The 20,784-nt window shown below is 68.8% G+C and carries 18 protein-coding genes; 13 read left to right on the top strand and 5 right to left on the bottom strand.

What is annotated here, in order from left to right; genetic code table 11:
* Window positions 1-26: 26 nt before the first annotated feature.
* Window positions 27-470: a VOC family protein gene (locus tag E0H45_RS09720; RefSeq protein WP_131336253.1), complete on the top strand. Its 444-nt coding sequence runs from the start codon at window positions 27-29 to the stop codon at window positions 468-470.
* On the opposite strand, the gene E0H45_RS09715 is transcribed toward E0H45_RS09720, so the two are convergent.
* Window positions 467-1,819, bottom strand: a complete 1,353-nt coding sequence (locus tag E0H45_RS09715) for a serine hydrolase domain-containing protein (RefSeq protein WP_131336251.1) — start codon at window positions 1,817-1,819, stop codon at window positions 467-469. The genes E0H45_RS09720 and E0H45_RS09715 overlap by 4 nt on opposite strands.
* Before the next feature lie 85 nt (window positions 1,820-1,904).
* On the opposite strand from E0H45_RS09715, the gene E0H45_RS09710 reads away from it, so the two are divergent.
* Window positions 1,905-5,153 carry an AfsR/SARP family transcriptional regulator gene (locus E0H45_RS09710; protein WP_165546396.1) on the top strand — a complete coding sequence of 1,083 codons (3,249 nt, stop codon included), beginning with the start codon at window positions 1,905-1,907 and terminating at the stop codon, window positions 5,151-5,153.
* Here the strand turns inward: E0H45_RS09710 and E0H45_RS09705 are convergent.
* The gene (locus tag E0H45_RS09705) at window positions 5,150-5,776 is read right to left on the bottom strand and encodes a TetR/AcrR family transcriptional regulator (protein ID WP_131336246.1); all 627 of its coding nucleotides are present in this window, start codon (window positions 5,774-5,776) and stop codon (window positions 5,150-5,152) included. The genes E0H45_RS09710 and E0H45_RS09705 overlap by 4 nt on opposite strands.
* Window positions 5,777-5,992: 216 nt before the next feature.
* Here E0H45_RS09705 and E0H45_RS09700 point away from each other — a divergent pair, with 216 nt between their 5' ends.
* Entirely contained in the window at window positions 5,993-6,676 is a 684-nt protein-coding gene (locus E0H45_RS09700) for a hypothetical protein (RefSeq protein ID WP_131336244.1), read from the top strand.
* 84 nt (window positions 6,677-6,760) lie between these two features.
* On the opposite strand, the gene paaK is transcribed toward E0H45_RS09700, so the two are convergent.
* The 3 genes from paaK to paaI are packed head-to-tail and all read right to left on the bottom strand — an operon-like array spanning window position 6,761 to window position 9,689.
* Window positions 6,761-8,056 (bottom strand): phenylacetate--CoA ligase PaaK, encoded by a 1,296-nt coding sequence (gene paaK / locus E0H45_RS09695; RefSeq protein WP_131336242.1) that lies wholly within the window; start codon window positions 8,054-8,056, stop codon window positions 6,761-6,763.
* Between the two features lie 14 nt (window positions 8,057-8,070).
* Complete coding sequence (pcaF, locus tag E0H45_RS09690; protein ID WP_272948951.1) at window positions 8,071-9,273, bottom strand: 3-oxoadipyl-CoA thiolase; 1,203 nt, start codon at window positions 9,271-9,273, stop codon at window positions 8,071-8,073.
* On the bottom strand, window positions 9,270-9,689 hold the full coding sequence (gene paaI, locus E0H45_RS09685; protein WP_131336240.1) for a hydroxyphenylacetyl-CoA thioesterase PaaI: 420 nt from the start codon (window positions 9,687-9,689) through the stop codon (window positions 9,270-9,272). Before paaI ends, pcaF begins: the two co-directional genes overlap by 4 nt.
* A 71-nt stretch (window positions 9,690-9,760) precedes the next feature.
* Between paaI and paaN the strand changes: the two genes are divergently transcribed.
* The 10 genes from paaN (at window position 9,761) to E0H45_RS09635 (ending at window position 20,765) form a co-directional block, all read left to right on the top strand.
* Window positions 9,761-11,443, top strand: coding sequence for a phenylacetic acid degradation protein PaaN (gene paaN / locus E0H45_RS09680; protein ID WP_131336238.1), 1,683 nt, complete (start codon window positions 9,761-9,763; stop codon window positions 11,441-11,443).
* A 120-nt stretch (window positions 11,444-11,563) separates the two neighbouring features.
* On the top strand, window positions 11,564-12,931 hold the full coding sequence (locus E0H45_RS09675; protein ID WP_131336236.1) for a serine hydrolase domain-containing protein: 1,368 nt from the start codon (window positions 11,564-11,566) through the stop codon (window positions 12,929-12,931).
* The gene (locus E0H45_RS09670) at window positions 12,928-13,446 is read left to right on the top strand and encodes a flavin reductase family protein (protein ID WP_131336234.1); all 519 of its coding nucleotides are present in this window, start codon (window positions 12,928-12,930) and stop codon (window positions 13,444-13,446) included. Before E0H45_RS09675 ends, E0H45_RS09670 begins: the two co-directional genes overlap by 4 nt.
* Before the next feature lie 42 nt (window positions 13,447-13,488).
* Complete coding sequence (locus tag E0H45_RS09665; protein ID WP_202872237.1) at window positions 13,489-14,052, top strand: TetR/AcrR family transcriptional regulator; 564 nt, start codon at window positions 13,489-13,491, stop codon at window positions 14,050-14,052.
* Window positions 14,049-14,603, top strand: coding sequence for a hypothetical protein (locus E0H45_RS09660; RefSeq protein ID WP_131336232.1), 555 nt, complete (start codon window positions 14,049-14,051; stop codon window positions 14,601-14,603). The genes E0H45_RS09665 and E0H45_RS09660 overlap by 4 nt, the downstream gene beginning before the upstream one ends.
* Window positions 14,604-14,617: 14 nt before the next feature.
* Window positions 14,618-15,649: a zinc-dependent alcohol dehydrogenase family protein gene (locus E0H45_RS09655; protein ID WP_131336230.1), complete on the top strand. Its 1,032-nt coding sequence runs from the start codon at window positions 14,618-14,620 to the stop codon at window positions 15,647-15,649.
* 202 nt (window positions 15,650-15,851) lie between these two features.
* Window positions 15,852-17,129 (top strand): ABC transporter substrate-binding protein, encoded by a 1,278-nt coding sequence (locus E0H45_RS09650; protein WP_131336228.1) that lies wholly within the window; start codon window positions 15,852-15,854, stop codon window positions 17,127-17,129.
* A gap of 58 nt (window positions 17,130-17,187) precedes the next feature.
* The gene (locus E0H45_RS09645; protein ID WP_131336226.1) at window positions 17,188-18,087 is read left to right on the top strand and encodes a carbohydrate ABC transporter permease; all 900 of its coding nucleotides are present in this window, start codon (window positions 17,188-17,190) and stop codon (window positions 18,085-18,087) included.
* Window positions 18,084-18,986, top strand: a complete 903-nt coding sequence (locus E0H45_RS09640; RefSeq protein ID WP_131336224.1) for a carbohydrate ABC transporter permease — start codon at window positions 18,084-18,086, stop codon at window positions 18,984-18,986. The genes E0H45_RS09645 and E0H45_RS09640 overlap by 4 nt, the downstream gene beginning before the upstream one ends.
* 144 nt (window positions 18,987-19,130) lie before the next feature.
* A complete protein-coding gene (locus E0H45_RS09635; RefSeq protein WP_238154878.1) occupies window positions 19,131-20,765 on the top strand; it encodes a hypothetical protein in 1,635 nt (544 codons plus the stop codon).
* The last annotated feature ends 19 nt before the right edge of the window (window positions 20,766-20,784 follow it).

Raw genomic sequence — 20,784 nt, 5'->3', positions numbered from 1 at the left:
CGGTGGTGAGCGGCAGAGTGGTCGGTATGACGACCACCTGGACGCTCACCATCGACTGTGCCGATCCGGCCCTCGTCGCGCGCTTCTGGTGTACGGCGCTCGGTTACACGGAGGCGGATCCGCCGGAGGGCTGGGACACCTGGGAGGACTGGCTCACCGACCTGAACGTCCCCAAGGACGAGTGGTACGACGGCGCCTCGATCTCCGACCCGAACGGCGTCCTGCCGAAGATCTCGTTCCTCAAGGTCCCCGAGCCCCGTACGGTCAAGAACCGCCTGCACCTGGACCTCCAGGTAGCCGGCGGCCGCGCCGTACCCCAGCACGTCCGCGAACAACGCATCCGCGCCACAGCCGCCACGCTGATAGCCGCTGGCGCCACCCTGTTCCAAGAGGTCCCCATGGACAACTCCACAACCCTCGACCACCTCTGGCTAAAAGACCCCGAAGGCAACGACTTCTGCGTCGTCTAGCCCGGGTTGATGTCGGCGAAGGACAGGGGTTGGCGGGTGCAGAGGTACGTTGCCCAGTGCAACTTTGTGGGGGTGCCGGAGGGGTCGCGGGTGATGCGGAGGAGTTCGCCGGTCTCGCGGCCGGAGGCGGTGCGGTAGGTGTCTTCGGAGAGGCGTTCGAAGACCGCGGGGGACTGGTACTCGGCGGCGGCCGGGGACTTGGCCTCGAGGACGCCGTTCTTCACCGAGAACACGAACGGCGAGCCTTCGGTGAACCAGGTGCCGAGGACGCCGGCGAGCTCGGCGGGGACCTCCGCACCGGGGACCCAGGCCTCCGGCGGGAGCGGGTCGTCCTCGAGGACCTTGATGATCAGGTCGGTGGCGAGCGCGCTGGGGGCCGGCGACGACGTGGCGCCGAACAGCGCGATCCCCGCCGTACCGGACGCGCGGTCGACGAACGTCGACGTGATGTGGCCGGGCATGCCGCCGTCGTGGCCGACGAACAGCCGGTCGCCGCGGCGCAGCAGCATGAACCCGAGCCCGAACGCGAGCTGCCAACGGTCCACGTCGGCCATGATCTGCACCTGGCACATCTCGTCCACCGTGTCCTTCGACAGCACCTCGTCGACCGGGTTCGCGATGAACATCGCCCACTTCGCCAGGTCCTCCGCGGTCGACGCGAGCCCGCCGCACGCGTCCATCGCGCCGATGTCGAGCAGCGGCTCCCGCACCGGTACGTCGGACCACGGCGGCACGTAGTACCCGGTCTGCGCCGGCCCGCCGTCCATCCCGACCGTCGTACGGCGCATCTCCAGCGGGTCCAGGATCCGCGCCTTGACCGCGTCGTACCAGGACCGCCCGTCGATCCGCGCGACGATCTCGCCGAGCAGCGAGAACACCAGGTTCGAGTAGTGGAACCGGTGGTGCGGCTTGCCGATCCGCTCCGCGGCGTTCCAGCCCGGCACCAGTTCCTCGCGGGACGGGAACTTCATCAGGTCCCACACGTCGCCGACCGGCTCGCGCTGCATCCCGCTGGCGTGGCTGAGCATCTGCCGGACGGTGATGCCCTCGTGCTTGCTGTCCGGCACCAGCTTCTCGATCGGGTCGTCGAGGCTGAGCTTGCCTTCGTCACGCAGCGCCATGATCGTCACCGCGGTCAGCGTCTTGCTCTGCGACGCGATCAGGAACTGGGAGTCCGCGGTCGGCGGTACGCCGGGATTCTCCAGGTCGGCCGACCCGACCCCGGTCGACCAGGCGAGCGACCCGGCGCGGGCGACGGCGCCCACCACCCCGGGAACCCGGCCCTTGGATTGACGTTCGGCGACGATGCGGGAGAGCGCGACCTGCGTCTGCGCGGCGATTTCTGTCACGGCTCCTGACCTTAAGCCGCCGGATGACAAAAGGCACGGGTGTTTGGTCGGGCGGATGTGCGAGGCTGGTGGGGTGCGCATAGCGGTGCTTGGGCCTCTCGCGATGTGGGCGGCCGATGGGACTCCGCTCGACATCCGGGGCGTCCGCCTGCGCGGACTGCTCGCGCGCCTCGCGTTGAGCGCGGGCCGGCCGGTCAGCGTCGAGACCCTGGTCGACGGGCTGTGGGGCAGTGAGGCCCCGAGTGCGAACGCTCTGCAGTCGCTCGTGTCCCGGCTGCGGGCGAGCTTGCCGGCCACCGAGTCGAGCATCTCCGTCCAGTCCGGTCCGGCGGGCTACACCCTGACGATCGGTCCGGACTGCGTCGACGCCCTCCAGTTCGAGGAGCTGGTACGTCGGGGGCGTGCGCTCCTCATGTCCGACCCGGAGCAGGCGCACACGCTCCTCACGCAGGCCGAGAAGCTGTGGCGCGGCGACGCCCTCACCGACCTGCGCGACCTCCCGTTCGCGGCGGTCGAGACGGACCGGCTGGCCGAACTGCGCCTCGCCGCCGCGGAGGACCAGGCCGAGGCCGCCGTCAGCTGCGGTCACGCCCGCGACCTGATCACAGACCTCGAACAACTCGCGGTCACCCACCCGCTTCGCGAGCGCGTGCACGAACTCCTCATCCGCTCCTTGTACGCCGACGGTCGCCAGGCGGAGGCGTTGGCGGCGTACGAACGTGTCCGGACCACGCTCGCTGACGAACTCGGAGCCGACCCCGGCACCCGCCTCCGCGACCTGCATGTCTCCGTACTGCGTGGGGACGCGGTAGACCCGACTGCGAGGACGGCCGCCGTACCAGCGCCAGCGGCGCCGCGCAGCAACCTGCGTGCGCCGTTGACCAGCTTCGTCGGCCGCCGCGAGGACGTGGCGGAGCTGACCCGTCTGCTGAGCAACGGGACCCGTCTGGTGACCATGGTCGGACCAGGTGGCGCCGGCAAAACCAGACTGGCCACAGAGACCGGCAGGACGCTCGTAGGCCAGTCCGGCGACGGCATCTGGTTCGTAGAGCTCGCACCACTCGGTGACTCGGCCGACGTGGCGCCTGCGGTGCTGTCCACGCTCGGCGCCAGTGAGTACGTCGACCTGCCGGCGACACCTTTCGGGGCGCCGAAACACGTTCCGACCAGCCGGGCCGCAACCCTGCGACTTGTCGAGGTCATCGGTGACCGCCGGATCCTGCTCGTCCTCGACAACTGCGAGCACCTCGTCCAAGAGGTCGCCGGCATGGTCGACTCGCTGCTGGCCTCGTGCCCACGGCTCCGCGTGCTGACCACCAGCCGCGAGCCGTTGAGCATCCCCGGTGAGCACCTGCATCCGGTCGGTCCGCTCGGTCTGCCTCCAGAGGACTCGACCGCCGACGAGTACCCGGCGATGCAGTTGTTCGTCGACCGTGCCCGCGCCGTACGTCCTGACTTCCAGCTGACCGACGCCAACCGGGACGCGGTCGCCGAGATCTGCAGGCGGCTCGACGGGATGCCTCTGGCGATCGAGCTCGCGGCAGCTCGGCTGCGGGCGCTCAACCCACCGCAGATCGTGGACCGGCTCGCGGACCGGTTCCGGCTGCTCACCAGCGGTTCCCGGACCGCACTGCCTCGCCACCAAACGCTACGAGCGGTCGTGGAGTGGAGCTGGGACTTGCTCGATCCGGACGAGCAGGCGGTCGCTCGGCGACTCTCACTGTTCTCCGGTGGCGCAACACTCGATGCGGCCGAGCAGATCTGCAGCGACGAGAGCCTCCCGGCCGAGTCCGTGCTCAGTGTCCTCGCATCCCTTGTGGACAAGTCACTCGTCGAGGCCGCGGCCGACGAACGGTCCGTGCGCTACCGGATGCTGGAGACGGTCCGTGCGTACGGCGCCGAGCAGCTGAAGGCCTCGGGTGAGTACGACCGGTTCCGGCACGCGCACACCATGTACTTCAGCCGCATGCTGCGGAGGGCGCGACCGAAGCTGCGGACCGGTGAGCAGATCGAGTGGATCGCCCGGTTGACCGCCGACAACGAGAACCTGATCGACGCGCTCCGGACGGCGATCGACGTCGGATCGGCGCGGGTCGCCGTCCAGATGGTCGCCGTACTGGGTGAGTACTGGACGATGAGCGGTCGCCCGGCCGAAGCGGTGAGCTGGATGGCTGCGGCCCTCGCCGTACCGGGCAGGAGTGTTTCGCTGGACAAGGCCGAGGCTCTGTACCTGCTCGCGCTCGGCCGGGTGTCCAGCGAGGCGGACCCGGCCAGGTCGTTCCAGCAGATGATCCGTGGACTCGCCACGGTCCGCTGGATGACCAGGCGGCACCGGCTGCTCGTCGACGCCGGGATCGGCCTGTTCACCAACGCGGTGTGGGCGGCGATCCGCCGGGACAAGGCGACCTGCTTCGCCGAGCTCGAGGCCGCGGCCCGGCACCCGGATCCCTGGATCCGGAACATGGGCCTGATGGCGAGCGCGATGTTCCGCGAGAACGAAGGGGAGGTCGACGAGATGGCAGCCACCCTGACCATCGCGCTCGACGGCTTCCGCGAACTCGGCGACCGCTTCGGTTCGTCGATGGCGCTGCGCGGACTCGCCGGCTATCAGGCCAACAACGGGGAGCACGCCAAGGCCCTGGAGTCATTGATCGAGGCGCTCCGGCTGGTCGAGGAGCTCGGTACGACGGACGGCGTCGCGCAACTGCTCGGCGGCTGCGCGATGAGCCGGATCGAGCTGGGCGACTACGACGGCGCCCGCGCCGATCTGGAGCGCGCCATGCGACTGTCCGAGGAGACCGGATCCCAGGGCGGCCAGGCGATGGGATACATCGGACTGGCGCGACTGGCGCACCGCACCGGCAACTTCGACGAGGCCAAGGAACTTGCGGAGCGGGCCTACTCGATGCTCGATCTCGCGGCGGAGCGCGTGGCACCGCACGGACAGGCGTCAATCCTGTCGCAGCTGAGCCGGATGTATGCGTCCACCGGCGAGGTCGAGGAAGCGCAGCGGCGCGGGCGGGAGGCGGTCGGGCTGGCGCTCAGCACCGAGGACATGCCAGTCGCGGCAGCCGTCCTCGAGGCGTCGACCGACGCGCTGGTGCTGGCTGCCGGGACGCGCACCGCCGAGCTGGCGGTGGCCGCTCGCACGCTTGGCCTCGCGGCGGCGATCAAGGGCACGCGGGCGATCCCGGACGCCGACGTACAGCGTCTCGTCGACGGACTGCGCGATGCCCTGGGCAACGAACCGTACGAGACGGCGTACGGCGAAGGTGCTGCCCTGACCCGCGCCGACGCCGTCGCCGAACTCCGAAAGCGCTACAGCACCGACTAAGCCGTGATCAGCTGGACGGCGAGGTCGCGGAGGGACTGCTGGACGTTCTGCTCCGGTGGCTTCGGGTCGGTGAGCATCCAGTCGTAGACGACGGTGTTCACCGCGCCGAAGAACGCCAGCGCGAGGAACCGGAAGTCCTTGCGCTTGATCTCACCACGCTCGACCGCTGAGTCGCCGAGGGCCTGGACGTTGCGGATCAGCAGCTCCCGGAACGCGATCCGCTGCTCCTCGACCGCCGGGCTGGTGCCGACCACCTCGACGAACGAGATCCGGGCCCGCCGGAGGTCGGCCATGATGGTGCGCAGGTACGAGTCGACGGCCGCGGTGGTCCGCTCCCGGACCGGCCGGTCGGCGGTCCGGCGGAGTGCGTCCCCGGTGGTCCGGACCGCCAGCTCGATCACTTGCGCATGGACTGCGAGGAGCACCGCTTCCTTGTTCTGGAACTCGTGGTAGAAGTGCCGCGTGGACACTTTCGCCTGTGTGCACAGGCGTTCCACGGATGTCGCCGGATATCCTTCGGTCCCGAAGAGTTCGAGCGCAGCAGCCAGTAGCCGTTCCCGGCGCGCGGCCTTCCACTCCTCGACTGACCGCCCGGAATAACGGCGTACGGAGGGTTCCCTCATCACACCTCTTGTCGCTACCCCGTGCCAGATGCCGGACATCCTATCCACCCCTCGGCCCGCACGTAACCGGGTTACCGCCCTCGGGCCTCTGCAGCGCGACTTTGGGCACGCACCAACCATTTTCCGCGGCCGGAAGTGGTTGGTGGGTGCTCAAAGTCGGCTGGTGGGATGGCATGCTCGGGGTGTTCGGCGACCGCCTTCGCTGAGGGGTGAGACGTGGATCCACGGTTCGACCTGCCCTTGTACACGCGGGCTGAGGCCGCGCTGCATCTCGGGCTGCCGGCTACGACGCTCGGGGACTGGTTGCGGTCGGGGGCGCTCGAGGCGAGCAGCGGGAGCCGCGGCGAGCCGACGATCACGTTCGCCGGCCTGGTCGAGACGCACATGCTCCGGCACCTGCGTCGTACCGGCCTGTCCCTGCACGCGATCGGCGAGGCCGCCGTCGCCCTCCGCTCCCGGGCCGGGCGGCGCTATCCGCTGGCCTGGTCGGGCCTCGCCCACGACGGCCGCGACCTGCTGGTAGAGATCGCCGCCGAGGGCCGCGAACCGGGCTGGGAACGGATCCGCGACAGCCAGGGCGGCTTCCCCGGCGTCCTGCGCCGCGGCTCAGCCGCGATCGGCTGGTCCGATGACGGGTACGCCGGAACGCTGCGGCTGGTGATCTACCACGACATCGACGTGATCGTGGACCCCGAACGCTCCTACGGCCGCCCGATGGTCGGCGACGTCCAGGTAGAAGGCGTCATCGCCCAGGTCCGCACCGGCGCGCCCTACCGAGAGATCGCCACCAAGTTCAACCTCGAGGACTTCGAAGTAGAGGCCTTGGTTCGCCCCCACATCCGCCCACCCGCCTTCCGCAAGACCCGCCCCCACGAAACCCAAACCGAGGTCCTGCTCTAAGGACAGGAGGTAGTCGTCCGCCCCGCGATCACGCCGCCTCAGTCCAGGCGGCAGCGCGGCCACTAGGGCGACTATCTCCTGTCGTTAGCGGTTGTCCTTGATCCGTTTGGCCTTGCCGAGGGAGCGTTCCAGGGCGTGAGGGGCTACCACTTCAACGGTGGCGGTTACGCCTACTCGGTCCTTGATTCGGTGGGCGAGGGTGGTGGCTGCGGTGGTGTGGTCGGTGAGGCCGGGGGCGGCTTCGACCTGGACGGTCAGTTCGTCGAGGCGGTTGGGGCGGGTGAGGACGCAGAGGTAGTGCGGGGTGAGTCCTTCGACCAGGAGGATCTGTTCCTCGATCTGGGTGGGGAAGACGTTGACGCCGCGGACGATCATCATGTCGTCGGTGCGGCCGGTGATCTTCTCCATGCGGCGCAGGCCGGGGCGGGCCGTTCCGGGCAGCAACCGGGTCAGGTCCCGGGTGCGGTAGCGCAGTACGGGGAAGGCTTCCTTGGTCAGGGTGGTGAAGACCAGTTCGCCTTCGGAGCCGTCGGGCAGTACTTCGCCGGTGACCGGGTCGATGATCTCCGGATAGAAGTGGTCCTCCCAGATGTGCAGGCCGTCCTTGGTCTCCACGCACTCCTGCGCGACGCCGGGGCCCATCACCTCGGACAGGCCGTAGATGTCGACGGCGTGGATGCCGGTGCGTTCCTCGACCTCGGTGCGCATCTGCTCGGTCCACGGTTCGGCGCCGAAGATCCCGATCCGCAGCGACGTGTCCCGCGGATCGAGGCCGCGGGCCGCCATCTCGTCGACGATCGAGAGGAAGTACGACGGTGTGACCATGATGATCCGGGCGCCGAAGTCGCGGATCAGGTCCACCTGCCGTTCGGTCATCCCGCCGGAGACCGGTACGACGGTGCACCCGAGCCGCTCGGCGCCGTAGTGTGCACCCAGCCCGCCGGTGAACAGGCCGTACCCGTAGGCGACATGGCAGACGTCCCCCGCGCGCCCACCGGCCGCGCGGATCGATCGCGCCATCAGATCGGCCCAGTTGTCCAGGTCGTTCTTCGTGTAGCCGACCACCGTCGGGCGCCCCGTCGTACCGGACGACGCGTGCACCCGTGCCACCTCGGTCCGCGGTACGGCGAACATGCCGAACGGGTAGTTGTCGCGCAGATCCTTCTTCGCCGTGAACGGCAACCGGCTGAGATCTGCGAGCGACTGGAGATCGTCAGGCTTGAATCCGACGCCGTCCAAAACAGAACGATAGTGCGGGACGTTCTCGTAAGCCCGCCGTACGGTTGCCTGCAGCAACGACAGCTGTCGGGCCCGGAGTTCGTCGACCGACAGCTGCTCGCCGGCGTCACGCAACTCCGAAGGACAAGCCTCACCGAGCATGAAGGGCTCCTCGCCTAGGGACGGGCAAGCAGGGTCGCGATGCCCTGGCCGACGCCGATGCACATGGTGGCCAGCGCGAACCGGGCGTCGCGGTGGCGAAGCTCCAGGGCCGCGGTGAGGGCGAGGCGGGCGCCGGACATCCCCAGCGGGTGGCCGAGGGCGATGGCGCCGCCGTTCGGGTTGACGTGCTCGGCGTCGTCGGGCAGACCGAGCTCACGCAGTACGGCGAGCGACTGGGACGCGAACGCCTCGTTCAACTCGATCACGTCGACGTCGGACAACGCGACCCCGGTGCGATCGAGCAGCTTCCGCGTCGCGGGCGCCGGCCCGATCCCCATGATCCGAGGCGGTACGCCGGCAGCGGCCGTCCCCACGACCCGTGCCAACGGCGTCATCCCGTACTTCTCCACGGCCTCACCGCTCATCACCAGCAACGCCGCCGCACCGTCGTTGACCCCCGAGGCGTTCCCCGCGGTCACGGTCCCGGGCGATCGGAACGGAGTCTTCAAACCGGCAAGAGCTTCGAGCGAGGTCTCGCGCGGATGCTCATCGGTATCGACAACGGTGACCGCCCCGCGCTTGCCCGGCACGTCGACCGCAACGATCTCCTCGGCCAGCCGCCCGTTGGCCTGCGCCTTGGCGGCCCGCTGCTGCGAGCGCAACGCGAACAGATCCTGGTCCTCGCGAGAGATGGAGAACTCCGCGGCGACGTTCTCGGCCGTCTCCGGCATCGAGTCGATCCCGTACTGCGCCTTCAACGCCGGATTGACGAACCGCCACCCGATCGTGGTGTCGAAGACCTCCGCCTGCCGGGAGAACGCGGTCGTTGCCTTCGGCATCACGAACGGCGCCCGCGACATCGACTCCACGCCGCCGGCCACCACGATGTCGTTGTCCCCGGCAATGATCGACCGGGCGGCGGACGCGACCGCGTCGAGGCCCGACCCGCAGAGCCGGTTGATCGTCGTCCCCGGGACCGAGTCCGGCAGGCCGGCGAGCAGCACCGCCATTCGCGCGACGTTCCGGTTGTCCTCGCCGGCCTGGTTCGCGCAGCCGAGGATCACGTCGTCGATCCGGGCCGGGTCCAGCGCGGTGCGGTTCAGCAGCGACGAGATCGCGTGCGCGGCCAGGTCGTCGGGACGGACGGCCGACAGCGCACCGCCGTACCGCCCGATCGGAGTGCGGACCCCGTCGACCAGAAACGCCTCGCGCATCATGACTCCTCCAGAATGGTTCCGGACAGTTGGCGGCTGCGGCCGCGGAACTCGGCGATCACCGCGTCGTCGCGGGTGACCGTGATGTCGTAGATCGCGTTCCGGCCGAACCTCGTCCGCTCCCGGGCCTCGGCGACCAGCAGATCGCCGCGATGCGCCGGGGCGATGAACACGATGTCGCAGGCCTGCGCGACCGTCACCTGGTTGCGCGAGTTGCAGGCGAACGCGAACGCCGAGTCGGCCAGACTGAACACGAATCCACCATGCGCGATCCCGTGCCCGTTGACCATGTCCGCGCGCACCGGCATCTCGAGCCGCGCCGTCCCCTCGCCGACCGCCACCAGCCGCATCCCCAGCCCGGCGCTGGCGGTGTCTTCCGCCCACATCGCCGCCGCCACGCGCGCCGCCAAGTCGTCCATACCTTGCCCAATCGAGAAGAGGCTTGTGACACCCTAGTACGAATCGCGTCAACGACTGTAACATCGCCCTCATGACCACCGACCTGCTCTCCTCCCACCGCGAGCGCCTCAACGGTGCGCTGAAGGCGATCCACGACCGCGGCTACCACTCCGCGTTCCCGGAGTCACCGAGCCCTCGGGTGTACGGCGAGACCGCGGCGGCTGACGGCAAGGCGGCCTTCGAGGCCCATCTGGGTACGACGTACGCGCTCGAGATCCCTGGATCGCGCGGCACCGTCGTCACCGAGCAGTCGCCGTACGGGATCGCGATGGACGTCTCGTACCCGCGGGTGGTCGAGGACGGTCTGGACGAGCTGCTGACCGCGGCGCAGCAGGGGCTCCCGGACTGGCGTCGGGCCGGGATCGATGCGCGGACCGGGGTCGCGCTGGAGATTCTCGACCGGCTGCACCGGCGGATCTTCGAGCTCGCCAACGCGGTCCAGCACACCAGTGGTCAGGCGTTCGTGATGGCGTTCCAGGCCGGCGGCGCGCATGCGCTGGACCGGGCGCTGGAGGCAGTCGCGTACGCGCACGAGGAGATGAACCGCTACCCGGCGACCGCGAACTGGGAGAAGCCGGCCAAGGGCGACCCGATCCGGATGGAGAAGACGTTCACGGTCACCGGCCGCGGCGTCGCGCTGGTGATCGGCTGCAACACGTTCCCGACCTGGAACTCCTGGCCCGGCCTGTTCGCGTCGCTGGTCACCGGCAACGCGGTCGTCGTCAAGCCGCACCCGTTGGCCGTGCTGCCGCTGGCGATCACCGTCGAGGTCTGCCGTGAGGTGCTCGCCGAGGCCGGTTTCGACCCGAACCTGGTCACCCTGGCCACCGAGCGCGCCGGCGACGGCCTGGCCAAGCCGCTGGCGACCCGGCCCGAGGTGAAGCTGATCGACTTCACCGGCGGCAGCGAGTTCGGCGAGTGGCTGGAGCAGAACGCGACCCAGGCGACCGTCTTCACCGAGAAGGCCGGTGTGAACGCGGTCATCATCGACTCCACCGACTCCTTCAAGGCGCTGACCGGCAACCTGGCCTTCACGCTCTCCCTCTACTCCGGCCAGATGTGCACCACCACCCAGAACCTGTTCGTCCCGGCCGGCGGGATCGAGACCGACGAGGGGCACAAGTCCTTCGAGGAGGTCGGCGCCGCGCTCGCGACGGCGATCGGCAAGCTGCTCGGCGACGACGCCCGCGCGGTCGAGATCCTCGGCGGCATCGTGAACCAGGCCGTGATCAGCCGCCTCGACCTTGCCCCGGAGTACGGCGAGGTGGTGCTGGAGTCCCGCGCGATCCAGCACCCGGCGTTCCCGGACGCGGTTGTCCGTACGCCGCTGCTCGTGGCGGTCGACGCCGACGACGCCGACGTGTACGGACGCGAGTGCTTCGGCCCGGTGTCGTTCCTGGTCAAGACGGCCGACACCGCGCAGTCGATCGACTTGTTCCGGTCGACGGTCACCGACGGCGGCGCGATGACGGCCGGGATCTATTCGATCGACTCGAAGGTCCTGGACGAGGCCCGGGACGCGGCCATCGACGCGGGCGTCGCGCTGTCCGAGAACCTGACCGGCCAGGTGTTCGTGAACCAGTCGGCCGCGTTCAGCGACTTCCACGGCACCGGGGCGAACCCGGCGGCCAACGCGACGTACACCGACGGCGCCTACGTCGCGAGCCGCTTCCGGGTCATCCAGTCCCGCCGCCACGTTGATTCAATCCACTGATCACAAAGGAATGACAGTAGGACTCGCGGTGCTCAAGTTGCTGCCGAAGCGTCGTTGAGCGGACCCTGATGCGGAAGGTATGACAGAAACTCCATCCGCCGATCCGCCAGGAGAACCGCCGTGACACACAGCGTGACCGAGGCACTCGCCTACTACGACAGCTGGCTGGCGTTCAACCAGCGGTACCAGCGGGTGCCGGGCGTCCAGGTCGCGGTGTACGCCGAGGACGCGATCGCGTTCTCGGCGGCGTACGGGCTGGCGGACGTGGAGAACGACGTACCGCTGACCGAGCAGCATCTGTTCCGGATCGCCTCGCACTCGAAGACGTTCACCGGGACCGCCATCTTCCAGCTGGTCGAGCAGGGCCGGCTGCGGCTGGACGACAAGGTGTCGCAGCACGTCACCGAGATCGTCGGTACGCCGGTCGGCGAGCGGACCGTACGGGAGCTGCTCGCGCACGCCGGCGGCCTGACCCGGGACAGCCTGGACGCGAACTGGTGGCAGTTGTCCACAGCCTTCCCGGACCGCGACCAGTTGCTCGCCGTACTGCGGGACGCGTCGTCGGCCGTGATCGCGGAGAACGAGCGCTTCAAGTACTCGAACATCGGCTACGGCCTGCTCGGACTCGTCGTCGAGGCAGCGAGCGGTACGCCGTACAACTCGTATGTCCAGACCGCGATCGTGGACAAGCTCGGGCTGTCCGGTCTCGGCCCAGAGCTGGACCCGGCCCGGCTGACCGAGTACGCCGCCGGGTACAGCGCCCTGGCGTACGCCGACACTCGCGTCCCGATCGAGCACGTCGACACCCGCGCGCTGGCCTCGGCGACCGGGTTCTTCGGCAACGCGCGCGACCTGGTGACGTACTTCTCCGCGCACCTGCCCGGCGACAACCGGCTGCTTTCGGACAAATCCAAGCGCGAGATGCAGCACCCGCTGTGGACGACCGGGGCGGACGAGAAGGCGCGGTACGGCCTCGGGCTAGCGGTGAACAAGGTCGGCGACCGCGAGGTGTTCGGGCACGGCGGCGGGTACCCGGGCCACATCACCAGGACCCTCGTCGATCCCGAGCACCGGATCGTCGTCTCGGTGCTGACCAACGCGATCGACGGGCCCGCGTCGCAGTTCGCCGAAGGTCTCTTCCGGCTCCTCGACCTCGCCGAGTCGAAGGACCGCGGTGAAGGCGACCTGACCCGCTTCACCGGCCGCTTCGCCAACCTGTGGGGTGTCACGGACTTCGTCGTGATCGGCGGCCGCCTGTACGCGACCGACCCGTCCGGCTCGAACCCGGCGGAGGAGCCGCAGGAGCTCGAGGCGGACGGCGACACGCTCCGCGTCACCGGCGGCAACGGCTACGGCTCGTACGGCGAGTCGTATCGCTTCACGTTCGACGCCAACGGCGTGGTCGAGACGGTCCGCGGGTCCAGCGGCCTCAGCCTGCAGCCCATCGAAACCTTCGCCCTTCCGGAGCGGGTTACCGTGGCCCCGTGACCATTCACGGTGACCACCCGTTCCTCCCGCCCGAGTCCGAGCGGAGTCCGGTACGGCGGTTCCGCGGCCGGCTGCCGTCACCTGTCGGCCTGTGGACAGCGTCGTACGACGGCGAGCGGGCCGGCCTCACGGTGTCGTCGATGCTCGTCGCGGACGGCGAGCCCGGGTACGTGGTCGGGATGATCGACCCGGAGTCGGACCTGTGGGAAACGATGTGTGAGGCAAGGACTGCGGTGGTGTCGCTGCTCGGCGAACCGCACCGCCAGCTGGCCGACGCCTTCGGGTACGTCGCACCGGCCCCGGGCGGACCGTTCCGGATGATCGACTGGACGGACACCGCCTGGGGTCCGGCGCCGGTCGGTGTCAGCGCCTGGGTGGGCTGCAAGCTCGTCGACCAGGATCCGCCCGAGCTCGGCTGGGGCGTACAGGTGCACCTGGAGATCGTCCACGTGGAGATCGCCGCCGACGACGTACCCGCCCTGGTCCATCGGCGCGGACGCTACGTGACGATCTGACCCGGTTGACCGCAGTAGGCTAATGCCATTAGCCTCTTGGCTATGGTCGTAAAAGGGTCCCTGACGCCTGCTGCCGTGGTCGAGGTTGCGCTGGGCATCGTCGACGAGCACGGGCCGGACGGTCTCACGCTCGCCGCCGTCGCGCAGGGCTGCGGGGTCGCCACACCGTCGCTGTACAAGCACGTGGCGAGCCTCGGCGAGCTGAAGACCCTCGTCGGTGTGCGGGTGCTGGAGGACATGACCGAGCAGTTCACCGCCACCGTCCTGGGTATGGCCGGTGACGAGGCGGTCATCGCGCTGATGCACGCCTACCGCTCCTACGTCGCCGCCCATCCGAAACGGTACGCCGCGATGCCGATGGATCCGCTGCACGATCCGGTGCAGGAAGCGGCGGGCACGAAGCTGGTCAGCGTCATGTACGCCACGCTGCGCGGTTACGGGCTCGAGGGCCCGGCGGCAGTGCATGCGACCCGGCGCCTGCGGGTGCTCGTGCACGGCTTCGCGTCCATCGAGTCCGGCGGTGGCTTCGGCCTGCCCGAAGACCTCGACGGTACCTACGACCAACTCATCCAGATGTATCTCGCCAGCCTGAGGAAAGACTCATGAGGATTCCGCTCTCCGTTGCAGGTGTGCTGTTCCTGCTCTATCCCGCCCTCCGTCCGTGGGAGGACGAGACGACCACGGCGGGCGCCGCAGCCGCGATGGGCGCCACCGCGTGGGTGGTCGCGCACCTGTGCGCGATGATCGGGTTCATCGTGGTCGCGGTCGCGTTGCTGCAGTTCGACCGCACGGCGGCCACCGTGTTCTGGATCGGCGCCGGCCTGACGCTGCCGTACTACGGGGCCGAGGACTTCGGCCTGCACGCGATCGCCCACCAGCCGAACATCCTCGACCTCGCCGAGGACGTGCGCTACAACCCGTTCGCGATGACGATGTTCGGGCTCGGTCTGCTGACCATGGCAGCGGGCGCGATCATCCTCGCGATCCGGCTGCGTACCGTGCCGGCGATCCTGTTCGCGGTCGGGTTCGGGCTGTTCCTGCCCCAGTTCTTCGGCCCGCCCGCCCTGCGGATCGGTCACGGCGTACTCCTCGCGGTCGCCTGCGTGTGGCTGGCCTGGGACGCGAAGCGGGTCGAGCCCGCGCCCGTTCCGGCCTGATCTAGCCTGGCTCCATGCGAGCCACAGTGATCCATGGAGCGTTCGACGTACGGCTGGAAGATCGTCCGGACCCGAAGATCGACGGACCGGGGGACGCGGTGGTCAAGGTCGTTGCCTCATGCATCTGTGGCTCCGACCTGTGGCCGTACCGCGGTGAGAACCCGGTCAAGCAGCCGCGGCCGATCGGGCACGAGTTCGTCGGCATCGTCGAGGAGATCGGGTCCGAGGTCCGCACGGTCAAGCCTGGTGACTTCGTGGTCGCGCCGTTCGTGGTGAGCGACGGCACCTGCCCGCATTGCCAGGCCGGCTTCCAGACCGCCTGCCAGAACCGGGTCGGCTACGGCAGCGACAAGGCGGACGGCGGCCAGGGCGAGTACGTGAAGCTTCCGTACGCCGACGGCACGCTGGTCGCGACGCCTGAGGTGCCCGACGACTCGCTCGTCCCGTCACTGCTCGCGCTGTCCGACGTGATGGGCACCGGATGGCACGCGGCGCGGTCGGCACGCGTGAAGGCCGGTGACACGGTGGTTGTCGTGGGCGACGGTGCGGTCGGGCTCTGCGGCGTACTCGCGGCCTCGCGGATGGGTGCGGAGCGGGTCGTTGCCCTGTCGCGGCATGAGCCACGGCAGAAGTTGGCGAAGGAATTCGGTGCCACGGACATCCTTTCCGAACGCGGCGACGCGGCGCGGGACGCCGTACTCGAACTGACCAAGGGTGTCGGGGCGGACGCCGTCCTCGAGTGTGTCGGGACGAAGCAGTCGATGACGACCGCGTTCGACGTCGCGCGGGCCGGGGCCACGGTCGGGTTCGTCGGCGTACCGCACGGGGTCGAGGTGCCGATCGGGACGATGTTCGGGCGGAATGTCGGCCTGAACGGCGGGGCGGCGCCGTGCCGCGCGTACCTGCCGGACCTGATGGCCGACGTCCTCGCTGGTGAAATCGATCCCGGCAAGGTCTTCGACGCGCAGATTCCGCTCGCCGAGGTCGCCGACGGCTACACCGCGATGCACGAGCGGCGGGCCATCAAGGTGCTGCTGCGGCCCTGAGCGTTTGCGCAACGCGAATGCGCGCAGAGGCCGGTCGAACCCGGAATGTGCGCGCTCTCACACTGTCAAGGTGCACGGGGTCACGGCTGCGCAACGCGCCTGCGCGGAACGTTGACACCCGCTGCGCGCCGTCCCAGAGTTGCACCGTCAAGGGGGCATCGTTGTCACAGGCGGCTCCATCTATTGATCGGAGAGTGAAATCATGCGTGGTGGTCTGAGTAAGACCCTGGCGCTGGTGGGTGCTGCGGGTCTTCTCGCGGTGAGCGCCTGCGGGAACAGCGACGACAGCGGCGGCGGAGACTCGTCCGCGAACAAGGACGTCACTGTCTTCACCTGGTGGGCCGACGGTGGTGAGAAGGCCGGGCTGGACGGCATGGTGTCCGTGTTCGGCACGGAGTGCAAGGACTACAAGTTCGTGAACTCGGCTGTTGCCGGTGGCGCGGGCGCGAACGCCAAGCAGGTGCTGGCGAACGACCTGCAGGCGGGTAAGCCGCCGTCGACGTTCCAGGCCCACGCGGGTGCGGAGCTGAAGGACTACATCAACGCCGGCCAGGTCGACGACGTCAGCCAGCTGTACAAGGACTACGGGCTGGACAAGGCCTTCCCGCAGAACCTGATCGACAACCTGACCGTCGACGGCAAGATCTACTCGATCCCGGCCAACATCCACCGGGCGAACGTGGTCTGGACGAACCCGACGGTCCTGAAGAAGGCGAACATCGACGCCACCAAGGCTCCGGCCAATGTGGACGCGTGGATCGCCGACCTGACCAAGCTGAAGGCTGCCGGTGTGGCGGCGCCGCTGGGCCTGTCCAAGGGCTTCGCCCAGGAGATGCTGGTGGAGACGACGCTGCTGGCCGAGCTCGGCCCGGACAAGTTCAAAGGTCTCTGGGACGGCAAGACGGACTGGGCCGGTGCCGACGTGACCGCGGCGCTGAACAAGTACAAGACGCTGCTGTCGTTCAGCAACGCAGACCGCGAGGCGATCGACTGGTCGGACTCGCTCGGCTACGTGAACGCCGGCAAGGCCGGTTACACCCTGATGGGTGACTGGGTCGCCGCCCAGCAGCTGGCCAACAAGGTTCCGGAGACGGCGTACACCTACTGGCCGGCCCCGGGTACGGGCGACTCGTTCCAGTTCCTCGCGGACTCGTTCACGCTGCCGACCAACGGCGCGGACCCCGACGGTGCGAAGTGCTGGCTGAAGACGGTTGGTTCGGCCGAGGGCCAGAAGGCGTTCAACACCAAGAAGGGCTCGATTCCGGCCCGCTCGGACGCCGACCCCGCCGACTACCCGAAGTACCAGCAGTCGGCGATGGCGGACTGGAAGAAGGACACGATCGTCCCGTCCTGCGCCCACGGTGCCGCGTGCACGGCCGGCCAGAACAACGACATCCTGTCGGCGCTCAGCCAGTTCAGCGGTAGCCAGGACGTCGCGAAGCTGCAGACGGCGCTCGGTACCGCGATGAAGACGAGCTGATGTGTCCAAGAAATTCAGCGCAGCGTTGCGGACCGTAATCTCGTGGGAGGACTGAGAGGTGCACGGAAGAATTCGTACCTGGGGACCTGGTGCCCTGGTGCTGCTGCCGACCGTGCTGCTGCTCGGGTACTTCGTCTACGGGCTGATCGCATGGTCCTTCAACACCTCGCTGACGGACCGGCACACGGCTCGCAAGGGCCCGGCGAACTACGTCGGGTTCGAGAACTACGGGAACCTGTTCGGTGAGGACCGGTTCCTCAACTCGCTGAAGAACCTCGGCGTGCTCACGGTGGCGTTCATCGTGGGCACGCTGATCTTCGGCCTGCTCTGGGCGCTGCTGCTGGAGAAGGGCGTGCCCGGCGAGTCGATCTTCCGGTCGGTCTACCTGTTCCCGATGGCGATCTCGATGATCGCCTCGGGCGTGGTCTGGGGCTGGCTGCTGAACCCTTCTCAGGGCGAGGATGCGCGGGGCCTGAATCGGTTGTTCGAGATCCTCCATCTGAGCTTCCTGGAGAATCCGTGGTGGACCGCCGGAAGCAGATGGACGACGATGGCGTCCATCGCGATGCCCGCGGTCTGGCAGCTGTCGGGGTACATCATGGCGCTGTTCCTGGCCGGTTTCCGGGGTATCCCGCCGGAGCTGCGCGAGGCGGCCCGGGTGGACGGTGCGTCGGAGTTCAAGCTGTACCGGTACGTGCTGTTCCCGCAGCTGTCACCGATCGCGCTGTCCGCGTTGATCATTCTCGGGCACATGTCGCTGAAGCTGTTCGACCTGATCTACGCGATCACCGGGCCGAACCAGTTCCGGACCGAGGTGCCCGCGATCTACATGTGGAACACCCTGCTGCGCAGCGACATGGCCAAGTCGGCCGCGATCGCGATCGTGATGCTCGCGGTCGTCGCCGTACTCGTCATCCCGTACGTCGCTTACACCGTCCGGCAGGAGAGTGAGGAATGAGCACCGAAGTCGCCGCGACCGGGCGGGCCGCCGCCGCGGTCCAGCAGAAGCCGCGAAAACACGGGCAGATCGCGGACGGTTCGACGCGGCGCAGCCGGACGATCCGCTACGCCCTGCTGCTGCTCTTCCTGGTGGTCGTGCTGATCCCGGTGTACGTCGTACTGGTCACGAGCTTCAAGACCTCCGGCGACACCACGGCCGCCAGCCAGTGGTCGCTGCCGAAGACCTGGACGCTGGAGCCGTGGAGCAAGGCCTGGGACGTGCTCCAGCCGTACATGATCCGGTCGCTGTCGCTGGCGATCCCGGCCGCGATCATCTCGTCGCTGATCGGGTCCGCGAACGGGTTCGTGCTGGCCCGCTGGCGGTTCCCGGGCGCGAACATCGTGTTCGCGTTCATCCTGTTCGGGATGTTCATCCCGTACCAGGCGGTGATGCTGCCGCTGCGGACGACGTTCACCGAGCTGGACATCACCCGGGGCGTGCCGACCCTGATCATCGCGCACTGCATCTACGGCATCCCGATCTGCACGCTGATCTTCCGCAACTACTACGCCACGATCGTCCCGAACGAGATCATCGAGTCGGCCCGGGTGGACGGCGCCGGCCTGATCCAGACCTACGTCCGGATCATCCTGCCGATCTCGATCTCCGGGTTCGTGGTGACGCTGATCTGGCAGTTCACCTCGGTCTGGAACGACTTCCTGTTCGCGTTGTTCCTGACCCAGCAGAACAACGGCCCGGTGACCCTGGGCCTGGCGGCACTGTCCGGCGGCCAGAAGGTCGACTACGCGGCGAGCATGGCCGGCGCGCTCATCACGTCGTTCCCGACCCTGCTCGTCTACATCCTCCTGGGCCGCTGGTTCATCGGCGGCCTGATGGCCGGCGCCCTCAAGGGCTGACCTGTGCGGCGTCTTTGGGCACCCACCAACCACATTTCCACTCGCGAAACGGTTGGTGGGTGCTCAAGGATGTGCGGCGAGGTTGTCCACAGGGCGCGCTGACGGGACTGCGGGGGAGGGGGTGCGGACGGTAATCTCACGGAGGTGACCAAGTCTCCGAGTGGACGGGACGGACGGCGCAGCCATCTGCGGCTCGTCGGCTCCGACCCGGGCGAGCCGCCCGTGCCGGCGGCGGCTGTGGATGTCGACACCACGCCGAGCGTCGCCGTGCTGGAGACCCTGCTGGAAACGCTGGCCCTCGACATGGCCTCGGTGCCGGCCGCCCTGCATCCGGTGATCGCCGAGGCGTCGGTGGCGCGTTCGGCGGCGATGCTCGCCGACCAGCTGTGGCCGGCCGGGCTCCCGGACGAGATCGGCGAGGTGGAGCGATTCTTCTGGGCCGACGCGGCGCGGGTGCTCGGCGAGCGCCGTGACCTCGAGTCCTTCGTGCTGCTGACGAGCCTGGCCCGGACGGTCGGCCCTGCCGGGCGGCTGCCGCTGCAGCGGGCGCATGTCTCCCGGTTGCGGACGCAGGACGAAGTGCCGGAATGGGTGACCCGGATCGCCGGTTTCCGGCTGACCAGCGCGATCGTGTCCGAGGACATCACTGGTGACGGGCTGAGCGTCGTGCTCGACTACGACGACGAGCAGCATCCGCACACCGTGGTGGTGTTCATCGACAACAATCTCGGCGCGATCATCAAGGACGTGTTCGTCGGCCCGCCGGTGGACCGTGTCCTGGAGGCGTACGAGCGCGGCGGCCGGGTGACCATCCGGACCGTGCGCCCACCGATCGCGGCCGGCATCATCCTGCAGGCGCTGGGCGAGACCCGCGACTACGACGATCCGCCGGTCAGCGAGGACTTCGAGTTCTTCACCGGCCTGCTGGTGAACCGGTTGACCCAGATGCCGGAGCGCCCGGTCCGGCCGCCGATCCGCCCGCTGATGACCACACGACAGCGCGAGCAGCTGGTCGAGGAGTTCCTCGAGTCGCAGTACGCCGTTGGCCTGCCCGACGACGCTGCGGACATCGCCCGGCTGTGGATCGATCACGCGGTCGATCACACCGTCGGCGGTCCACAGCGCGTCAGCGGTGTACTGGTGGAGCTCTTCCTCGCGCACTGGTTGCCGCGCAAGGTCCTTGCTGACAGCACCTATTTCGACGCGGTCCCGGTGGTCGTGAAGGCCTGGCTCGAGTTCGCCGGCGACCGGACCCACCTGCCGCTGGACACCGTCGACGAGGCGATCGACGCCGTCGACGTCTGGCAACCGGCCCTGGAAGCCGCCGCGATGATCGACCCGGTCGGCTCGAAGCCCGGCGAGCGGGTCTTCCTCGACGACGCGACCAACGACCTGGAAGACGCTTACCGAGCCCTGGCCGGCCTCGGCTCCCCGCCCCAGCCCGACCTCCGCGGCCTGGACAACCACCAAGCCGCCACCCTCTCGGTCCTCGCACCGCACGCCTGGCTGATGGCCGGCGAAACCCTCGGTACGGCGTACGCGCCGGACGCCTTCGACATCGCCGAACGCCTCGTCCGCGACGCCCCCGACCTCCTGACCAAGGCCCGCCTCTCGACCTGGCCCCGAGCCATTGTCTGGCTCCTCGCCCACCGCCACCGCCTGGTAGGCCCCGGCGAGACCCTCACCCCTTACACCCTCGCCACGGACCTCTCGTCGTCCCCGGCAACCCTGCGAAAAACCGCAAAACTCCTCACCGACACGCTGATCCTGCCGCGCTGATCTCACCCGCCGGGCCTGT

Origin of the sequence: Kribbella soli (assembly GCF_004331345.1) — a bacterium.
Lineage (GTDB): Bacteria > Actinomycetota > Actinomycetes > Propionibacteriales > Kribbellaceae > Kribbella > Kribbella soli.
The sequence above is the reverse complement of the archived record's forward strand: the minus strand, read 5'-3'. Positions and strand labels throughout refer to the sequence as shown.